Source organism: Fibrobacter sp., assembly GCA_024398965.1.
Lineage (GTDB): Bacteria > Fibrobacterota > Fibrobacteria > Fibrobacterales > Fibrobacteraceae > Fibrobacter.
Genome location: JAKSIF010000113.1, coordinates 1 through 2,398, shown reverse-complemented (window position 1 = coordinate 2,398; position 2,398 = coordinate 1). Strand labels below are relative to the sequence as shown.

Annotated in this window: 3 protein-coding genes; all 3 read left to right on the top strand. The window is 48.5% G+C overall.

The features are described from left to right. On the top strand, window positions 1-1,125 hold a 1,125-nt coding region (locus tag MJZ26_14900), incomplete at its 5' end, for a replication initiation protein (GenBank protein ID MCQ2107065.1). A gap of 113 nt (window positions 1,126-1,238) precedes the next feature. Further along, window positions 1,239-1,748 (top strand): hypothetical protein, encoded by a 510-nt coding sequence (locus tag MJZ26_14895; GenBank protein ID MCQ2107064.1) that lies wholly within the window; start codon window positions 1,239-1,241, stop codon window positions 1,746-1,748. 321 nt (window positions 1,749-2,069) lie between these two features. After that, window positions 2,070-2,273: a hypothetical protein gene (locus MJZ26_14890; GenBank protein ID MCQ2107063.1), complete on the top strand. Its 204-nt coding sequence runs from the start codon at window positions 2,070-2,072 to the stop codon at window positions 2,271-2,273. Window positions 2,274-2,398: the final 125 nt, after the last annotated feature.

Below are 2,398 nucleotides of genomic sequence, written 5' to 3'. Positions count from 1 at the left end.
CCCAGAAACCAACAAATCAAGCCTATGATCGAGAAATCAACCAACATCAAGCAACAAAACGTGATCACCCAGAGCAAGCGTATCTGGACACCTCTGATGACAACTTGCTTTGTCCAGATACTCGGAGAGTTCGAACAACGCTACGAGTGGTGGCGAGAGGCTAAGCCTAAAACAAGCCTTGGAGATCATGATTACAGTATTCTTTGCCATTACGATTTCTTCGCCAAGGAGATCGATGAAACCCACATCAAGAACATCGAAAAGGCAATGCTTGCACTTGCAAGGGAGGGTCTATACAAGCTCGATGAGAAAGGATCCTGGGAATACGTCAACATCGTCGGAAAAACGAAGTACGATGCACAGACAAAGACCTTTTCCGTTGATCTCAACCACGATTTTGTTCCTTACTTGATCCAAGCCAAAGACGGGGGGTGCTATACCACGTACAACGCCTCCATTGCACGCCAGTTCACTGGCAAGTACACGGAGAGGTTCTACGAATTCATACAACAGTATCGCCGAAGAAAGGAAAAAGAATTCTTCCTCGATGTGGCAGACCTGCGAGAGTGGTTTGGTCTGAACGAAACAGCCGTGCGTAAGGTCAACAAGACCTTCGTTCAGAAACCCAAGTTCACGCGTCTCTACGACTTCATCAGGAAGGTTATTACTCCTGCAGAAGTGGAGATGAAGGAGCTGTATGACGCAGGATCCTGCGATGTCTATTTCGAGTGCTACAGGAAGGACGAAGACAAAAAGTCCTCTGGCGGACGTCCATCGAACGAGAGACTGTGGTTCAGGATCCACGAGAAGGAGGTAGCCAAGGTGACTAAAAAGGCTACCGTCCTTGACGGAAACAACAATACCGCTGTGCTTGAGGCATCTCAGTTATACAATGCCTTCATCGTGATCCTCAATCGCATCTTTGATGATGAGCACGGTCAGAACTACCTCAATCTGATCAAACGTCCTCTGGCTGACCTGCTGGTCAAAGACCGCAAGGCATTTGAGCGCATGGTTGACAAGGTAAGAGGTGTCGAGAGTGATCCGACAGTCAGATCAATCTTCAAGTACGCTCGAGCTATTATGGAGAAGGAGTTTGAGATCCTACCCCAAAAACTCAAGTAAATACAATAAAACACGTAATTAAACGTTTATATTACGTAATAAATCGTATTTGACTACGTAATATAAAACAATAAACACCGTAATAAACCAAAATGAACTGGCTACAACGACTATTGGGTATCGACAAGATCTTGTTGACCATCGAGCGCATGAATAAGCGCCCTCAGGATCCTGCACCCTCTCTCCATCAGACAAGCAGCTCTGATGAGATCGAGCGTCTGAAGAGACAGCTGCAGGAGTATAGGGCGAAGGAGAGTCTGATGACTGAGCAGGCTGCCAAGGCTGCCACCAATGAGGAGGCTGACCGTCTGATCATCGAGAGGCTGAAGAAGGATATCGAGAGGCTGAAGGCCACCAATGACCCAGAAAAGGCCCTACAAGCGTACTTCTCCTCAAAGCTGGGCAACAGTGCCACCCCAGAGGAGAAACACCGAGGTAGGCCATCAGTCAATGGCAGGCGCAAGGAGATCTTGCTTGATCTCGACTTATGGATCATCATGAAGGAGATCCATGATCATGAACACGTGTCCGTTGCTCGACTGATCAACAGTTACGTCCGTGCCGGACTCGAGAAGGAGTACCCCGAGCTCATGAACGCTCTGATGAAGGGTCTCGATGATTAACGACAACTTCACGAAGTTGCTCGTCAAAGTCCATCGAGAGGGCAAGATCAGAGTCTTGCCGGACTGGGTGCTTGCACCCCATCAGGAACACCTCTTGAATGAACCTCATAGCCTAATATGAGCTTCGATTTTTCGAAGCACTTAGCCTAATAAGGGGTTGGTGAAAAATCACCAACTCCCCACGCCTCCAGACCAAGGTCTTTACGAGCAAGCTCAGGCGTGATTAGGGTCGGGGTTGCACCCCCAACACCCCCCGTTCGCAGGGCGAACCAGGAAAGAGGATCAAGAGGTGATCAGATAGACCAAACACAAACAAACGATATGAAGAAAGAACAGAAAGAAGACCTCACCATTGAGGTATTTACAGGACTCCAAGACATGGCAAGGAGAACGAATGCCAAAGCTTCCATCACCCTCGATCGTCCAGACGGTTGGCAATGGAAGTTAGAGGTGATCCCACCAGAACCAAAAGGAGAAGTAAGGATGCCTATCGGCTATGAGACCGATGATCCTGCACCCTTCTGATCATCGAGAGCGGTACCGTTGTGGTATCGCTCTTTGTGTTGATCAGGGGCTACGCGCCCCCGAACCCTTGCGGTGTATTAGCATGGTATTAGATTTGGATTGGTCAGACCCAAAAGAATGGTTTA

Coding starts and splice junctions, on each gene's coding strand:
- MJZ26_14890 (MCQ2107063.1), top strand. CDS start 2,070: ATGAAGAAAGAACAGAAAGAAGACCTCACCATTGAGGTATTTACAGGA.